The 15416-nt window shown below is 75.2% G+C and carries 12 protein-coding genes; 6 read left to right on the forward strand and 6 right to left on the reverse strand.

Annotated features, from left to right (window positions below; translation table 11 throughout):
• Window positions 1-279: 279 nt before the first annotated feature.
• The 4 genes from RND61_RS18545 to RND61_RS18560 all read left to right on the forward strand — a co-directional run bounded on the left by RND61_RS18545 (window position 280) and on the right by RND61_RS18560 (window position 5144).
• Window positions 280-1590 (forward strand): ABC transporter substrate-binding protein, encoded by a 1311-nt coding sequence (locus RND61_RS18545; RefSeq protein WP_315879101.1) that lies wholly within the window; start codon window positions 280-282, stop codon window positions 1588-1590.
• 127 nt (window positions 1591-1717) lie between these two features.
• Window positions 1718-2722: a carbohydrate ABC transporter permease gene (locus RND61_RS18550; protein ID WP_315879102.1), complete on the forward strand. Its 1005-nt coding sequence runs from the start codon at window positions 1718-1720 to the stop codon at window positions 2720-2722.
• Window positions 2723-2735: 13 nt separating this feature from the next.
• Entirely contained in the window at window positions 2736-3641 is a 906-nt protein-coding gene (locus RND61_RS18555; protein ID WP_315879103.1) for a carbohydrate ABC transporter permease, read from the forward strand.
• A gap of 57 nt (window positions 3642-3698) precedes the next feature.
• Complete coding sequence (locus tag RND61_RS18560; RefSeq protein ID WP_315879104.1) at window positions 3699-5144, forward strand: GH1 family beta-glucosidase; 1446 nt, start codon at window positions 3699-3701, stop codon at window positions 5142-5144.
• 201 nt (window positions 5145-5345) lie between these two features.
• Here RND61_RS18560 and RND61_RS18565 read toward each other — a convergent pair whose 3' ends face one another.
• The 5 genes from RND61_RS18565 to RND61_RS18585 all read right to left on the reverse strand — a co-directional run bounded on the left by RND61_RS18565 (window position 5346) and on the right by RND61_RS18585 (window position 11831).
• On the reverse strand, window positions 5346-7433 hold the full coding sequence (locus RND61_RS18565; RefSeq protein ID WP_315879105.1) for a helix-turn-helix domain-containing protein: 2088 nt from the start codon (window positions 7431-7433) through the stop codon (window positions 5346-5348).
• A gap of 509 nt (window positions 7434-7942) precedes the next feature.
• On the reverse strand, window positions 7943-8425 hold the full coding sequence (locus tag RND61_RS18570; protein WP_315879106.1) for an NUDIX hydrolase: 483 nt from the start codon (window positions 8423-8425) through the stop codon (window positions 7943-7945).
• Between the two features lie 17 nt (window positions 8426-8442).
• Window positions 8443-10089 (reverse strand): apolipoprotein N-acyltransferase, encoded by a 1647-nt coding sequence (gene lnt, locus RND61_RS18575; protein ID WP_315879107.1) that lies wholly within the window; start codon window positions 10087-10089, stop codon window positions 8443-8445.
• Window positions 10090-10274: 185 nt separating this feature from the next.
• Window positions 10275-10856 carry a hypothetical protein gene (locus RND61_RS18580; protein ID WP_315879108.1) on the reverse strand — a complete coding sequence of 194 codons (582 nt, stop codon included), beginning with the start codon at window positions 10854-10856 and terminating at the stop codon, window positions 10275-10277.
• A 183-nt stretch (window positions 10857-11039) separates the two neighbouring features.
• On the reverse strand, window positions 11040-11831 hold the full coding sequence (locus tag RND61_RS18585; protein ID WP_315879109.1) for a glutamate racemase: 792 nt from the start codon (window positions 11829-11831) through the stop codon (window positions 11040-11042).
• Window positions 11832-11889: 58 nt separating this feature from the next.
• Here RND61_RS18585 and RND61_RS18590 point away from each other — a divergent pair, with 58 nt between their 5' ends.
• The gene (locus RND61_RS18590) at window positions 11890-13104 is read left to right on the forward strand and encodes a glycosyltransferase (RefSeq protein ID WP_315879110.1); all 1215 of its coding nucleotides are present in this window, start codon (window positions 11890-11892) and stop codon (window positions 13102-13104) included.
• Between the two features lie 16 nt (window positions 13105-13120).
• Here the strand turns inward: RND61_RS18590 and RND61_RS18595 are convergent, their stop codons facing one another.
• Window positions 13121-14605: a TerD family protein gene (locus tag RND61_RS18595; protein WP_315879140.1), complete on the reverse strand. Its 1485-nt coding sequence runs from the start codon at window positions 14603-14605 to the stop codon at window positions 13121-13123.
• A gap of 253 nt (window positions 14606-14858) precedes the next feature.
• Between RND61_RS18595 and RND61_RS18600 the strand changes: the two genes are divergently transcribed.
• Entirely contained in the window at window positions 14859-15389 is a 531-nt protein-coding gene (locus RND61_RS18600) for a DUF6643 family protein (protein WP_315879111.1), read from the forward strand.
• Window positions 15390-15416: the final 27 nt, after the last annotated feature.

Below are 15416 nucleotides of genomic sequence, written 5' to 3' on the forward strand. Positions count from 1 at the left end.
GCCGGCTTCCCGGCCGCCCCGGGCTCCGGCCCGCGTTCCGCCCTGCGCTCGCCCGCGCGCAGTGCCCGTCCCCACCCTGCTCAGCCGCCTTGACAGACCGTCGAGGGGGCGGCAGGGTTTCCACGCCGCCTTTTGGGAGCGCTCCCAACCCGGGAAGAAGCCCCGAGGGCGTGGTCTCGTTCCGGCCTCCGAAGGCCACCTTCCCGCGCCGACCGCCGACGAGGCGAGAGATCCGCCGGCGTACCCCTCACCCCTCTCTTGACGCATCGAGGAGATGCCATGCCCCGCTCGTACGTGCCGCGCGCCCGTATCCGCTCCGTCGTACTCGCCTCCGCGGCGGCGACGCTCGCCCTCGCCCTGGCCGGCTGCTCGTCCTCCGACGCCGGATCCGCCTCCGCCGACGGGAAGATCACCCTCACCGTCGGCACCTTCGGGACCTTCGGGTACAAGGAGGCCGGTCTGTACGACGCGTACATGAAGCAGCACCCGGGGATCACCATCAAGGAGAACCCGACGACCGTCGAGGGCAACTACTGGACCGCCCTGCAGACCCGGCTCTCCGGTGGTGGCCTCGACGACGTCCAGGCCCTCGAAGTCGGGCGCATATCCCTGGCCACCTCCGGAGACCTCTCCGACGCCTTCGCCGACCTGTCCGACGCCCCCGGCGTCGACAAGAAGGCCTACCTGCCCTGGAAGTGGGACCAGGCCACCACCACCGACGGCAGGACGATCGGGCTGGGCACCGACGTCGGCCCGATGGCCATCTGCTACCGCCAGGACCTGTTCAAGGCCGCGGGCCTGCCCTCCGACCCCGAGTCGGTCGGCAAGCTGTGGGCGGGCGACTGGGCGAAGTTCGTCGAGGTGGGCAAGGAGTACCAGGCCAAGGCACCCAAGGGCACCTACTTCATGGACAGCGCCAGCGGACTGTTCAACGCCGTCGTCGCCAGCAGCCCCGTCCAGTACTACAAGGACGGCAAGCTCGCCTACAAGGAATCGCCCGGCGTCAGGACCGCCTGGGACCTGGCCGTCAGGGCCGTCCAGGGCAAGACCAGCCAGGGGCTGAAGATGTTCGACACCCCCTGGCAGACCGCGTTCTCCAAGTCCACCTTCGCCACCACTGTCTGCCCCTCCTGGCAGCAGGCCAACATCCAGCAGTTCTCCGGCCCCTCCAACAAGGGCAAGTGGAACATCGCCCAGCCCCCGGCCGCCGGCAACTGGGGCGGCTCCTTCCTGGCCGTGCCGGCCTCCGGCAAGCACGTCGACGAGGCCAAGAAGCTCGTCGCCTGGCTCACCGCGCCCGAGCAGCAGGCGAAGGTCTTCCAGAAGGTCGGCAACATCCCCGCCAACCAGGCCGCCTACGACCTGCCCGGCATCGTCGACTACAAGAACCCCTACATCGGGCCCGACGCCGCCACCGGCCGGATCTTCTCCACCGCCGCCAAGGCCATCCGGCCCGCCGAGACGGGTCCGCGCGCGGGTGACCTGACCGGGGCGTTCGGCACCGGCGTCCTGCTCATGGAGCAGAACGGCAAGAGCGCGGAAGAGGCATGGAATGCCACCGTGCGCCAGATCGACAGCACCATCCAGTAACGCTCCCCTCCCCGCCTCCCCCGCTCCTCCCCGGCCGCCGTCGCGGGGAGGGGGCGGCCGGCCACCGGGGAGCCGGCCGCCCCTCCCGTGCCGACGCGACCGGCCGTGACCACCGAAGGAACCGCCCGTGGCCTCCACGACCGCACCCAGCCGCAACGGCCCCGCAGGCCGGCAGGCTCCCCAGCCGCCCCCGGCCCGTCCCGCCGGACCCTCGGCCTGGCGCAGCCGCCTGCACCGCTGGGACACCAAGGGCACGCCGTACGCCCTCGTCGCGCCCTTCTTCCTCGTCTTCGCCGCCTTCGGGCTCTTCCCGCTGCTCTACACGGGGTGGCTCTCCTTCCACCGGGTGAGCCTGTACAACGTCGACCGCGCCGAATGGGTCGGCCTGCGCAACTACACGGACCTGTTCACCGGCCAGGTCAGCCACTACTTCTGGAACGCGCTCCTCAACACCTTCACCCTCGGCGTCCTGTCCACCGTCCCGCAACTGCTGATGGCGCTGGGCCTCGCCCACCTGCTCAACTACCGGCTCCGCGCCCGCGGATTCCTGCGCACGGCGCTCCTCGCCCCGTACGCGACCTCCGTCGCCGCCGCCACCCTCGTCTTCGCCCTGATCTTCAGTCCCGAGGGCGGCATGGCCAACTGGCTCCTCGGCCTCTTCGGCGCCGGGCCCGTGCACTGGGAGGCCGGCCGCTGGAGCTCGCAGTTCGCGATCTCCGTGATCGTCACCTGGCGCTGGACCGGCTACAACGCCCTGATCTACCTCGCGGCCATGCAGGCCGTGCCGCGCGAGCTGTACGAGGCCGCCGCGCTGGACGGCGCCAACCGCTGGCAGCAGTTCCTGCACGTCACGATCCCCGCCCTGCGCCCCACGATCCTCTTCACGGTGATCGTCTCGACCATCGGCGCCACCCAGCTCTTCGGCGAGCCCTACCTGTTCGGCGGCCAGAGCGGTCACCAGGGCGGCACCGACCACCAGTACGAGACCCTCGGAATCCTCATGTACGACCAGGGCTTCCACTCCAGCATGCTCGGGCGCGCCAGCGCGGTCGCCTGGATCATGTTCGGCCTGCTGCTGCTCATCGGGCTCGTCAACGCGTTGATCACCCGCCGCCTGCGCGCCTCCCAGTGACGTGGAGTACCACATGACCACCACCCCCGTAGCCGACCGCCCCCACCAGGCGGCGAAGCGACCGTCCCCCCGCGCCGGCAGGGCCGGAGGGCAGCACCGGGCCGGACCGCTCGCCCACATCGTCCTCGGACTCGCGGCCCTGGCCTCGCTGTTCCCGCTGTACTGGACACTGGTCGCGGCGTCCACCGACAGCCACGCGGTCGTCTCCAGCCCACCGCCGATGCTGCCCGGCGGCAACCTCTTCGAGAACCTCACCTACGTCTGGCACAACGCCGGCGGGCGCGGCATGGGCGTCGCCCTGCTCAACTCCACGCTCGTCGCGGGGACCGTCACCGTCAGCACGGTGACCTTCTCCGTCCTCGCGGGCTTCGCCTTCGCCAAACTCCGCTTCCGGGGCAAGAAGGTCATGCTCGGCCTGGTCCTGTCCACCCTCGCCGTGCCCGCGCAGCTCAGCGTCGTACCCCTGTTCATCCTCACCAAGAACCTGGGACTGGGCAATCACCTCGGGGCGCTGATCCTGCCCGTCCTGGTCACCGCCTTCGGCGTCTTCTTCATGCGCCAGTTCCTCTCGCAGGCCCTGCCCACCGAACTCCTGGAGGCCGCCCGCGTCGACGGCGCCAACTCGCTGCGCGTCATCTGGCACGTCGTCTTCCCCGTCGCCCGTCCGGCGATGGCGGTCCTGGGCATGCTCACCTTCGTCCAGTCCTGGAACGACTTCCTGTGGCCGATCATCGTCATGAACGGCTCCACCAACCCCACCGTCCAGGTCGCCCTCGCCGGGCTGGGCACCGGCTGGTCGACCGACTGGTCCGTCATCACGGCCGGAGCTCTCCTGGGCACCCTGCCCCTCCTCCTGGTCTTCGCCCTCTTCGGCCGCCACATCGTCGGCGGCATCACCCAGGGCGCCGTCAAGGGCTGACCTTCGCCCTCGCCTTCCCCCTCGTCCCACACCCTCCGCCAAAAGGGAGACCCCACCATGCCCGCGACCCCCGTCACCTCCCCCGCCTCCACGGCCGTCGACCGGCTGCACTTCCCGCCCGGTTTCCTGTGGGGCGCGGCCACCGCCGCCTACCAGATCGAGGGCGCCGTCGCCGAGGACGGCCGCACCCCCTCGATCTGGGACACCTTCTCCCACACCCCCGGCAAGGTCGCAGGCGGCGACACCGGCGACACCGCCTGCGACCACTACCACCGCTACCGCACCGACGTCACCCTGATGTCGCACCTCGGCCTCCAGGCCTACCGCTTCTCCCTGTCCTGGCCCCGCATCCAGCCCGGAGGCCGGGGCCCCGCCAACCCCGCGGGCCTCGACTTCTACAGCCGGCTCGTCGACGAACTCCTCGACGCCGGCATCCGGCCCGTCGTCACCCTCTACCACTGGGACCTCCCCCAGGCGCTGGAGGAGACGGGCGGCTGGACGGTGCGCGAGACCGCCGAACGGTTCGGCGAGTACGCCGCCCTGGCCGCCGACGCCCTCGGCGACCGGGTCGCGCTGTGGACCACCCTCAACGAACCCTGGTGCTCGGCCTTCCTCGGCTACGGCTCCGGCGTCCACGCCCCCGGCCGCACCGACCCCGCCCTCGCCCTCCGCGCCGCCCACCACCTGAACCTCGCCCACGGCCGTGCCACCGCCGCGCTGCGTGCGACGCTGCCCGCCCACGCCCAGGTCGCCGTCACCCTCAACCTCCACCAGGTCCGGGCGCTCACCTCCGACCCCGCCGACCTCGACGCGGCCCGCCGCATCGACGCCGTCGGCAACAGGATCTTCACGGGGCCGATGCTCTCCGGCGGCTACCCGGCCGACCTCCTGGCCGACACCGCCCACCTCGTCGACTGGGACACCCTCGTCCGGCCGGGAGACGAGGCCGTCATCGCCGCCCCCATCGACCTCCTGGGCATCAACTACTACACCCCCACCGTCGTCTCCGCCCCCGCCCACGGAGCCGCCGACGCCCACCACGCCCACGGCGAGAGCAGCCACTCCCCGTGGCCCGGCTCCGAGGACGTCACCTTCCACCTCCCGCCCGGCGACACCACCGAGATGGGCTGGGCCATCGACCCCACGGGCCTCTACGACCTCCTCATGGCCACCTCCCGCGCCCATCCCGGGCTCCCCCTGGCGATCACCGAGAACGGCGGTGCCTTCCCCGACGTCCCCACGGCGGACGGCCAGATCCACGACCACGACCGGATCGACTACCTCCACCGGCACCTCGCCGCAGTCCACCGGGCCATCGCCGACGGTGCCGACGTGCGCGGCTACTTCCTCTGGTCCCTGCTCGACAACTTCGAGTGGGCGTACGGATACGAGAAGCGCTTCGGCGCCGTCCACGTCGACTACGCCACCCAGCTGCGCACCCCGAAGCGCAGCGCCCGCTGGTACGCCAGGGCCATCGCCGCGAACGCGATCCCGGGGCTCTGAGGCACCCCCGGGCACCGGCCCGGCCGTACGGGCGTGACGCCGGCCGGGGGGGCCGGCCCCGGCCCCTGCCGGTGGAGGACGCCAGGCCCGGCGGCCCGGCCGTCTCGTGGGCGCGGTCGGCACGGACCTGCGGGCCGGCGCCGGGCGGTGAACGGGTGACGGGCCCGTCCGGCCCTGCCCGGTACGCGGCCGGACGGCGCCTCAGCGGGCCAGCGCCGGGGACATCAGGTGCAACCGCAGGGCCAGCCGGACCTCCAGCGACCGGTCCGGGGACTGCCAGTCGCCGCCCAGCAGCCGGGCTATGCGCTCCAGGCGCTGGGCGACGGTGTTGACGTGGACGTGCAGGATGTCCTTGGTGCGGGCCGGGCTCATCCCGGCGGCGAAGTACGCGTCGAGGGTGCGCACCAGGTCCGTGCCGCGGCGCCGGTCGTAGGCGATGACCGGACCGATCGTGCGTTCCACGAAACCGTCGATGTCGCGGGTGTCCGCGAGGAGGAGCCCCAGGAAGCCGAGGTCGTCGGCGGCCGCCCCCTCGCCCGTGCGGCCCAGCAGCGCCAGGGCGTCCAGGCAGCGGCGGGCCTCCGCGTACGCGCGGCCGATGGCGCCGGGGTCGGCGGCGGGCGCCTCCACGGGGGAGGACGCGCCGACGGTGACCGGCTCGCGCAGCGTGCGGCCGAGGTCCAGCGCGGTGCGGCGGGCCACGTCGGCGGCCGTCTCGTCCGGGCCCAGCGGCAGCAGCAGGACCGTGCCCCCGTCGCGCGTCGACGCCAGGCCGCGGCGGGTGGCCGCCAGGTGCGAGGCCGCGGACCAGAGCCGCTGCCGGTCCGCGTGCGCCCGCGCCGCGCCGGGGGCCGGCCCGGTGCGGGGGGCCGCGGCGCCGGCGCGGGCCGGTTCCCGGTCGGCCGCCGCCGCGCGGCCCCGCCTCCCGGGGCCCCGGCCGGTGCCCGCCTCGCGGCCGGGGGGAGCCGGGGCGGGACGGCCGGGCTCGCCCCCGGAGCCGTCCTGGGCGGCCGGCGCGCCGCCGCCGGGCGGTGCCGTGCCGTCCGGGCGGTCCAGCCGCGCGGCCAGCACCACGTGCCGTGCGTCGAAGTCCGCGTGGAGGCGGGCCGCGCGGTCCTTCAGGAGGCGGGGGTCGCGGTCCGGGGTGTCGATCAGGTCGTCCAGCAGCTCGCCCCGGACGCGCTGTTCGGCCTCGCCCGCCGAGCGGTGGGCGAGGAGCAGCAGGGAGGTGACCATCGCGGCGCGCTCCAGGGTCCGCCGGTCGACGGGGTCGAGGTGGCCGCTGCCGCGCAGGACCAGCGCGCCGAACACCTCGCCGCCCGCCGACACGGCCGCCACCCACGCGTCGCCGTGCCGGACCGCACGCCCGTCGGCGGACGCCCTCGGCTGCCGGGCCTCGGTGAACTCGACCGCGCCGCCCAGGACTTCCGACACCGCGTCCGCCACGTCCTGGACGCCGCCTCCGCGCAGGACCAGTTCCGTGAGCCGGTCGTGGACCTCCGAGGCCCGTTCGATGACGCCGCTGCGGTCGCGGATGATGCCGTTGGCCCGCTCCAGCTCGGCCAGTGCCGTACGGGTCTCCGACAGGAGGTTCGCCGTGTCGATGGCGACCGCCGCGTGCGCCGCGAACGAGCCGAGGAGGGCGATCTGTTCGCGTTCGAAGACCCGGGCGCGGCGGTCCGCGGCGAACAGGACGCCGATGACCTGGCTGCCCAGGGTGAGCGGCACGCCGAGGATCGCCACCAGGCCCTCGTCGCGCACGCCCGCGTCGATGGCGTGCGTGTGCTGGAACCGGTCGTCGTGGAAGTAGTCGTCCGTGACGTACGGGCGGGCCGTCTGGGCGACGAGACCGCCGAGGCCCTCGCCCATGCCGAGGCGGAGCTGCTGGAAGCGGGCCGAGACGGAGCCGTCCGTGACCCGCATGTACGTGTCGCCGGCGACCGGGTCGTTCAGGCTCAGGTACGCGACCTCGGTGCCGAGCAGCGAGCGGGCGCGCTGCACGATGGCGCGGAGCACCGCGTCGAGGTCGCGCAGGCCCGCCAGGTCGTGGGCCGTCTCGAAGAGGGCGGACAGCTCGGCCTCGCGGCGGCGGCGCCCCTCCAGCTCGGCGCGCACGCGCAGCGCGAGCCGCTTGGCGCGCTCCAGCTCGGCGAGCGTCGCGGCGTCCGCGCCGTCCGCCCGGGCCAGGAGCACGGGCCTGTCGTACGCCTCGGCGGCCGCGCCCCGGGCGAGGAGCTCCAGGTAGGAGCCCTGCCCGTGGTGGTGCCGCGCCTGCTGTTCTCGGGACATGGTCACAGGGATACCGGCCCTCCGCCGGGCGCACCAGCCCTGTGGACAACCGCCCGGCCGCTTCGGGCGGCGCTCGGCGGGCGGTCCGGCCACCGTCCACGACCGGTGACGCGCCGGTGCTGAAGGCGGCCTGCGGCCCGCGGGGTGCGGGGACGGGCGACGGCCTCGGCGACCTGCGCGGCGACCGGGTCGGTGGGCACGCGAGGTCGGGCGGCAGGACCGCGCCCGGCGGGCCGTGCGCCCGTCCGGCCGGGGCGTCGAGGCCGTCCGCGTCCCGGTCGACCGCCCTCCCCCGGCGCCGGCCGCGGCGAGCCGCGGAGCGCGGGCGCGGCCCGGGCCGCCGGCGGCCCCGGCGACGGGCGCGGTGCGGCCCGCGAGGTCCGGTGCCGCGGGGCGCGGTACGGGCGCGGGGCCGGGTCCCGGTCCGGTGGCGGGGCCGGGGCGGGCGTGGTCATGCCCGTACCCCAAGCAGCCCCGTACCCCCCAGCCATGTGGCCGGGGCCCGTGCTTCAGCGGCTGGGTGTGGTGGAGAACCACGTGGGTTCGTCGGTACGGGCCTGCTTGATGCGGAACAGCTGGCTCTCGTGCAGCCCGGGCAGGGAGTCGACCGGGAACCATCCCACTTCCAGCGCCTCGTCGTCGTTGACGCGGGCCTCCCCACCGGTGGCACGGCAGCGGAAGACGATCTCCACGTACTGGCACTGGTCGCCGTTCGGGTACGTGACGGGCTCCGGCTGCGCCTCGACCATGACGACGCGTTCCGCGACGCACTCGACGCCGGTCTCCTCGTACACCTCGCGCACGGCGGTGACGGCCGGCTGCTCCCCCGGTTCGGCGATGCCCCCGACGAGCGCCCACGCGCCGTCGTCGGCGCGCCGCATCAGCAGCACGCGGTCCTCGGCGTCCAGGACCACGGCGGTGACACCGGGCAGCAGCAGGAGGCGGTGGCCCGCGGCGGCGCGGATGGCCTTGATGAAGTCCGGTGTCGCCATGCGTCGACCCTACTGGCCTACTGGTGCGCCACCGCCCCGGGGCCCCCGACCCCGCCCCGGGCCCGGTTCGCGCCGCGGCGTGCGCGCACGCCGCGCGCCGCCGCCCAGCCGAGGCCGCCGAGCGCGGCGGCGGCGAGCGCGGCCTCGGGCAGGGCGCCCATGCGGGTCGCCGGGGTCAGCGAGGAGCGCAGCGGCACCTCCGCGACCAGGGCGTCCGGCGTGAACATCTCCGACCGCTGGATGATCTTCCCGTCCGGGAGGATGATCGCGCTGACGCCGCTGGTGACGGGGACGACGACGGTGCGGCTGTGCTCGACGGCGCGGACGCGGTCCATGGCGAGCTGCTGGTAGGTCATCTCGCTGCGCCCGAAGGTGGCGTTGTTGCTGGGGACGGAGATGAGCCGGGCGCCGTGCGTGACGGTGTCGCGGACCACCCGGTCGAAGGCCGCCTCGTAGCAGGTGGCGAGGCCGACACGGGTGCCGGCCAGGTCGAAGACGCCGACCTCCTCGCCGGGGCCGAAGTCGCGGCTGACCCGGTCGACGTCCTTGTTGAAGACCCGTACGACGGACCGCATCGGGATGTACTCGCCGAACGGCTGGACGTGGCGCTTGTCGTACGTGGCCACGGGGCCCCGTGCCGGGTCCCACTGCACGAGCGTGTTGCGCAGGTGCCCCGTCTCCGGGGTGAGGACGGCGCCCACGACCGTCGGGACGCCGATGGCGCGGACGGCGCGGTCGATGACGGCGCGGGCGTCGGGGTTGCGGTACGGGTCGAGGTCGGAGGAGTTCTCCGGCCACAGGACGAAGTCCGGCCTGGCGACCCTGCCCGCCGCGACGTCGGCGGCGAGCTGCTCGGTGCGGCGCACGTGGTTGTCGAGGACGGCGCGGCGCTGGGCGTTGAAGTCCAGGCCGAGGCGCGGCACGTTGCCCTGGACGGCGGCGACCGTGGCCGTGCCGTCCTCGGCGCCGGTGGAGACCAGCGGCAGGGCGGCGGCCGCGCCGGTGACGGGTACCAGGACGGAGAGCGCGGCGGCGGCGAGCGGCCCGCGCGGCCGGGCACCGGGCGTCCGGCGCGGCAGGGCGAGGCGCACCGCCTCGTACAGGCCGAAGCCGCACAGGACGACGGCGAAGCCGAGGACGGGCGTGCCGCCCACGGCGGCGAGGGGCAGGAACAGCCCGTCCGCCTGCCCGAACGCGATCTTGCCCCAGGGGAAGCCGCCGAACGGTACGCGCGCGCGTACCGCCTCGCCGAGGACCCACACGGCGGCGGCGAACACCGGCCAGGCGGGCAGCCGCGACACGGCGGCGACACCGAGGCAGGTGGCGGCGACGAAGAGCGACTCGACGGCGGCCAGCGCCAGCCACGGCACCGGCCCCACCTCCTCGCCGGTCCACACCAGCAGCGGCAGCAGGAACCCGAGGCCGGTGAGGACGCCGAGGCCGAAGCCGGCCCGCGGGCGGCGCCCGCGCAGCGTCCAGCCGAGGAGGGCGAACGCCGGGAGCGCGAGCCACCACAGGGGGCGGGGCGGGAAGCTCAGGTAGAGGGAGGCCCCGGACACCACGGCCGCGGCGGGCCGCGCCAGCCGGTGGAACGGCCGCCGTCCGCGCGCCCTCTCCGGTTCGGCGGGTCCGGGTGGGGCGACGGGAGTCATGGTGGCGCTCACCTGGCGGAGTCTACGGCGTGTCGCTGTGGGGAGGGAGTCCGGCCGGTTCCGCCCACGGCGCCCGCGCGGAGGACCCGACGTCCCGACCGCGTGGAAGCGGCCCGCGGCACCCACGCGGAGGATTCGGCGTCCCGGCCACGTGGAAGCGGCGCACGGCGTCCGCTCATGGCACCCGCGCGGAGGACTCAAGGGCCGGTGGGGGGTGTTCCGCGGCGGAGGTGGTGGCGGATCACGCGGACCGCCGTCTCCGCGTCGTCGACGGTGACGGTGAAGGCACGGCCGTCGCCGAGGGTGAGGACGAGGCCCTCGCCGCGCCGGACGACGACGGCGGTGCCCTTCTCGGGCCGCCACCGGTAGCCCCAGCCGCCCCAGGCGCGGGGCGTGACACCCGGGTCGAACTCGGCGCCGGCGACGTGGTCGAGCGGGATGCGGCGGCGGGGCACGCCCAGGTGCCCGCACCTCACCTCCAGGGCGTGCCGGTCCACGGTCAACTCGACGTGGACGAAGGCGAGGGTCCCGAACAGGACGAGGAGCCCGACGGTGACGCAGCCCACCACGGCCATCAGGGCGGCGGTCACGCCCGCCGTCCACGCCGCGCCGACGGCCAGTGCGACGCCCAGGGCGACGCAGCCGGCTCCGGCCGCGGCGAACAGCCACTGGACGCGGTTGACGGCACGCCCCGTCCAGGTCTCGGGAACCGCCGGAACGGACTCCGGGGCGGGCTGCTCGTCTCCCGGAGGGGCGTCGGGGTCCCTGGGCTCCCTCATGTTCCGGAGCGTACCCACGCCTCCCCCGCCCGGCGCCCGGGCCACCGCGACCGGGTGAGGGGCGGAGCCTCCCCGGCCGGGCCGCGGCCCTCGGTTCTCACTGCCCGGCTCCGCCCCCGCGTCCGGTTCCGCCTGCCCGCCCGCGGCCCGGCCGGACGGCGGGCGCCCGGCCCGCGCGCCGGGTCAGCCGGCCGCGACGCGACCGCGCAGCAGCCTGCCCTCCGGGTAGGCGAGGGCGGTGGCGGGAAGGGCCGACGGGCGACCGCTGAGGAGCACCGTCAGGCCGGCGTCCGTCGCCGGGTGGGCGTCCGGCAGCGGGGCCGCACCGATGCGGCGCAGCACCTGGGCGGCGACGGCGTCCGCGGAGCCGTACAGCGAAACGTCCCGGCCGGTGACGGGCCTCAGGGCCTTCCGGATGCGCTCCTCGACCAGCTCGTAGTGGGTGCAGCCGAGGACGACGGTGGTCACGGCGGGCGGGGTGAGCGCGGCGGCCTCGGCGATCGCGGCGTCGATCCGCTCCTCGTCGGCTTCCTGGACGGCGTCCGCGAGCCCCGGGCAGGGCACCTCCGTGACGTCCACCCCGGACGCGAACTCGGCGATCAGCCGTCGCTGGTAGGCGCTGCCGGTGGTGGCGGGCGTCGCCCAGATGGCGAGGGGGCCGCCCCCGGTGGCGGCCGGCTTGATCGCCGGTACGGTGCCGACGACGGGGATGTCCGGCTCCAGCTCGGCGCGCAGCGCGGGCAGGGCGTGGACCGAGGCGGTGTTGCAGGCGACGACGAGCGCGTCGGGCGCGTGCGCGGCGGCGGCGCGGGCCACGGCCAGCGCGCGCGTGGTCAGGTCTTCCGGCGTACGGGGTCCCCAGGGCACGCCGTCGGGGTCGGAGGAGAGCACGAGCTGGGCGTCCGGCCGCAGCCGGCGCACCGCGGCGGCCGCCGCCAGCAGGCCGATCCCGGAGTCCATGAGCGCGATCTTCACCCGGTCACCCTAGCCGACCGCCCTCGTCCGGGCCCCGTTGTGGGGCAGACTGCGGCGAATGAGCGTGCTTGCGTGGATCGCCCTGTTCTCCTGTGCCGCGTGGGCGTGGCTGCTGTTCGGGCAGGGCATGTTCTGGCGCACCGGCCAGCGGCTGCCGCGCGGCTGCGCGGAACCGGAGCGGTGGCCGTCCGTCGCGGTCGTCGTCCCGGCGCGGGACGAGGCGGAGGTCCTCCCGGTGAGCCTGCCGTCGCTGCTGGACCAGGACTATCCGGGCCGGGCGGAGGTCGTCCTCGTCGACGACGGCAGTACGGACGGCACCGGGGACCTGGCACGCGCGCTGGCCGAGGCGCGGGCCGGGAGGGGGGCGGGCGGCGGAGGCCGGGGCGGGCTGCCCCTGACGGTCGTGTCGCCGGGGCCGCCGGAGCCCGGCTGGACGGGCAAGCTGTGGGCGGTGCGGCACGGGATCGAGGTGGCACGCGCGCGCGGGGAGGGCGCCCCGGACTTCCTGCTCCTCACGGACGCCGACATCGCGCACGCCCCGGACAGCCTGCGCCGGCTGGTGGCCGCGGCCGTCTCGCACCGCCTGGACCTCGTGTCCCAGATGGCGCGGCTGCGGGTGTCCGGCGTGTGGGAACGGCTCGTCGTGCCGGCCTTCGTCTACTTCTTCTGCCAGCTGTACCCGTTCCGCCGGATCAACCGGGACGGCGCGCGGACGGCGGCCGCGGCGGGCGGGTGCGTGCTGTTGCGGACGGAGGCGGCCGAGCGGGCCGGGGTGCCGGACGCGATCCGGGACGCGGTGATCGACGACGTGGCCCTGGCGCGGGCGGTGCGCCGTGCGGGCGGGCGGCTGTGGCTGGGGCTCGCGGAGCACGTCGACAGCGTGCGGCCGTATCCGCGCCTCGCGGACCTGTGGCGGATGGTGGCGCGCAGCGCGTACGCCCAGTTGCGGCACAGCGGTGCGCTGCTGGCCGTGACGGTGGCCGGACTGGCGCTGGTGTACCTGGCGCCGCCGCTGTGCCTGGCGGCCGGGGCGGGCGGCGGCGACGCGGTGGCGGCCTGGGCGGGCGGCGCGGCGTGGGCGGTGATGGCGGGCACGTACGCGCCGATGCTCCGCTACTACCGACAGCCGCTGTGGCTCGCCGCGCTCCTGCCGCTGACGGCCGCCCTCTACCTGCTGATGACGGTCGACTCGGCGGTCCGACACCACCGGGGGCGGGGCGCGGCCTGGAAGGGCCGCACGTACCCCGCCCCGAGTGCGGCGGCGGACCGGTGACGGGCGCGGGGCGCGGTCACTTGCGGCCGGGGGTCCAGTTCATGCCCCAGCCGTACGCGCGGTCCACGGTCCGCTGGGGGCTGACTCCGCGCGCGGGGACCAGGTAGCGGGCCTCGCGCTGGACGACGAGGTCGTCGCCCTGGCGGGTGATCAGGGCGAGGGCGCAGACCGTGGACGGAACGGTGCACTCGTCGAGGGAGAACTCGATGGGCGCGCCGTGCCGCGGGGTGAGCGTGACGGTGGCGTGCAGGTCGGCGAAGCTGCGGGCGCCCTCGTAGATGGTGACGAAGACGAGGATGCGGCGGAAGGCGTCCTTGTGGTCGAGGTTGACGGTGAGGTTCTCGCCGGTGTCCACGGCGCCCGTGCGGTCGTCGCCGTCGAGGTGGATGTACGGGGGGTGGTGCAGCGCGCCGAAGGTGTCGCCGAGTGCCTGGACGACGCCCTTGCTGCCGTCCGTCAGCTCGAAGAGGGCGCACAGGTCGAGGTCGAGGGCCGCGTGGGGGGCGACGGTGCCGCCGCGCCTGGCGGCCCGGCCCCGGAACCGCTCGCTCACGCCCCAGTTGAGGTTCACGCGCAGGGCGCCGGAGGTGCCGCCCTGCTTGGTGAGCGACACGGACGGGGCGTCCTTCGTCAGGGTCACCTTCGACAGCCGCACCGGAGCGGGGGCCGGTACGGGGACGGGGACGGGCGGCGCTTGTACGGGGGCCGGTACGGGCACGGGGACGGGTTCAGGCGGCACCGGCGCGGAAGGCGGCACGGGCACGGGGGCGGGCTCAGGCGGCACCTGCGCGGGAGGCGACACGCGGACGGGGGCGGGCTCAGACGGCACCTGCGCGGGAGGCGACACGCGGACGGGGGCGGGCTCAGACGGCACCTGCGCGGGAGGCGGCACCGGTGGCCGTGCGGGCGTCCCGGGCGCCGCGGCACCGGCGGGCACGGCACCGGCGGCGGGCGCCGTACGCGCCGGGGACTCGGGCTGTTGCGGCTCGTCGACCGCGATGCCGAAGTCCGTCGCCAGCCCCTCCAGCCCCGTGTCGTAGCCCTGCCCCACCGCGCGGAACTTCCAGGCGCCCTGCCGTCGGTACAGCTCGCCCATGATGAGGGCGCTCTCCACCGTCGCGTCCCGGCTGTCGAACCGGGCGACCTCCGCGCCGTCCGCCGCGTCCAGCACCCTGACGCACAGGTCCGGCACCTGGCGGAACGTGCCGCCGTCCGCCGACGCGGCCAGGACGACGCGCTCCACCGCGGCCTCCACATGCGGGAGGTCGACGGTGAGCGCGTCCGTCACGAACGCGCCGGAGGCCCGCTTCCCGTCGTGGCGCACCGCGCCCGAGGGGTGCGTCGTCTGGTTGTAGAAGACGAAGTCCGCGTCGGAACGCACTTTCCCCGAGACGAGGAGGAGGGCCGACACGTCGACGTCGGGCACCCCCGGAGCCGAACGCCAACCCAATTCGACGCGAAGGCTCCGCGTCGGTACCGGAACATTGGCTCCTTTAAGCATGGACATGCCGCCCCCATCGCGTTCCGCGCCCCAGGTGACTTATGTGGCGGCCACGCTAATCCCACCGGTTCCACCATGCTCGGCAGACCCGTCGGTAACCCCCCGCCATCTCGGCTTTTACACGATCATCACCTACTGCGGCGACCGATTTTCCCGTGTTCGGTCACATTGGGGTTCCGTGACCGCACAAGATACGTCAAACAACCCGCTTATCAGCCTTCCACCCGGCACAGCGTGGGCTTAACTTAGGCCCATGACCTCCCCCCGTGCCTCGTACGGCGGTGCGTACTACCACGCGCCGTCGTTCCCGGACACCCCGATCTACGACTCCTTGGTCGCAGAGCGGGGCACGCCTCAGATCGCCCCGATCCGAGTGCCCGCCGCGTACGACACCGGCAGCTCGTACCTGCCGGCGCTGCCCGCGGCTCTCCCCGCCCTCCCGGCGGCCCCCTCCCCGCAGCCCGCCGCCCCCTCCTACGGCGGCGGCTACGGCTACCCGCAGCAGGCCCCACCGCCGCAGCACGCCCCGGTGCAGCACGCCCCCGTGCAGCCCGCGCCGATGCAGCACGCGCCGGCCCCGTACGCCCCGTACGTCCCGCAGCAGGCCGTGGCCCCGCGCGGCTACCCGGGTCCGCAGGGCCCGCAGCCGACGCGCCCCGTCGCCCCGGTCGCGGCCGGGTACGAGGCGATGCGCCCCGCCGCCCCGCGCCCCGCGCCGGCGCCCGCGCCCGCGGCGCCGTACGACGATCCGTACCGGCGGCCGTACCAGGGCGGCGGCTACTGACGGAGGCCGCGGGCACCGGGACGACGG

The sequence above is a fragment of the Streptomyces tamarix genome (genome assembly GCF_032423885.1).
Lineage (GTDB): Bacteria > Actinomycetota > Actinomycetes > Streptomycetales > Streptomycetaceae > Streptomyces > Streptomyces tamarix.

Excerpts from the sequence above, each read along its gene's own strand:
- RND61_RS18555 (WP_315879103.1), top strand. The coding sequence starts at position 2,736 with ATGACCACCACCCCCGTAGCCGACCGCCCCCACCAGGCGGCGAAGCGA.
- RND61_RS18560 (WP_315879104.1), top strand. The coding sequence starts at position 3,699 with ATGCCCGCGACCCCCGTCACCTCCCCCGCCTCCACGGCCGTCGACCGG.
- RND61_RS18590 (WP_315879110.1), top strand. The coding sequence starts at position 11,890 with ATGAGCGTGCTTGCGTGGATCGCCCTGTTCTCCTGTGCCGCGTGGGCG.
- RND61_RS18600 (WP_315879111.1), top strand. The coding sequence starts at position 14,859 with ATGACCTCCCCCCGTGCCTCGTACGGCGGTGCGTACTACCACGCGCCG.
- RND61_RS18595 (WP_315879140.1), bottom strand. The coding sequence starts at position 14,605 with ATGCTTAAAGGAGCCAATGTTCCGGTACCGACGCGGAGCCTTCGCGTC.
- RND61_RS18545 (WP_315879101.1), top strand. The coding sequence starts at position 280 with ATGCCCCGCTCGTACGTGCCGCGCGCCCGTATCCGCTCCGTCGTACTC.
- RND61_RS18565 (WP_315879105.1), bottom strand. The coding sequence starts at position 7,433 with ATGTCCCGAGAACAGCAGGCGCGGCACCACCACGGGCAGGGCTCCTAC.
- RND61_RS18570 (WP_315879106.1), bottom strand. The coding sequence starts at position 8,425 with ATGGCGACACCGGACTTCATCAAGGCCATCCGCGCCGCCGCGGGCCAC.
- RND61_RS18580 (WP_315879108.1), bottom strand. The coding sequence starts at position 10,856 with ATGAGGGAGCCCAGGGACCCCGACGCCCCTCCGGGAGACGAGCAGCCC.